The organism is Hymenobacter agri (genome assembly GCF_054778495.1).
Genome location: NZ_BAAGZM010001288.1, coordinates 1 through 556, shown reverse-complemented (window position 1 = coordinate 556; position 556 = coordinate 1). Strand labels below are relative to the sequence as shown.

Here is a 556-nt window from a genome sequence, read left to right as displayed (position 1 = left end):
AGGGCCACGCGCAGGCTGCGCACGAATCCCGCTTCCGAATTCGGAAACAGCCAGGCGGCCGTGCCGAAAACGGCCTGACATACCGGTGGATAGACCGAATAATAGTGTGGCGAATTGAGCGCCCGGTACAGTTGCTGCAGCTCGGGTAGCACGGCGGCCCGGGCGGGTGCCGCGGCAATGGCCGTGCGGCCCCCATCGGCAATCACTTCATCGGGCCGAAACCGGAAGGGGCTGGTGCCGTGGGCCACCAGCAGGCCATCCCAGCGAAAGCGAAATACATCGTCGGACAGCGCGGGCGTGGCTGGCAGCCACAGGGCAAGCAGCATAAAGCAGATGGCCAGTGCCTCGAAGTGCAGGTTACCCGTGAGCTCGACGATGACGAGCGGGTGCAGCAGGTAGCGCAGCGCGCGCCGGGCCGGCCAGCCGAAAGCGGGCAGCAGCACCAGTAGCAACCAGGCCGTGCCCGCTTCGGCCAGCAGCAGGGCCACGCGCAGGCTGCGCACGAATCCCGCTTCCGAATTCGGAAACAGCCAGGCGGCCGTGCCGAAAACGGCCT

The 556-nt window shown here is 66.9% G+C and carries 1 pseudogene; it reads right to left on the bottom strand.

Annotated features, from left to right (window positions below):
* Nucleotides 1-556 (bottom strand): annotated as a pseudogene (locus tag ACYVDE_RS25845) (hypothetical protein); the annotation flags it as partial.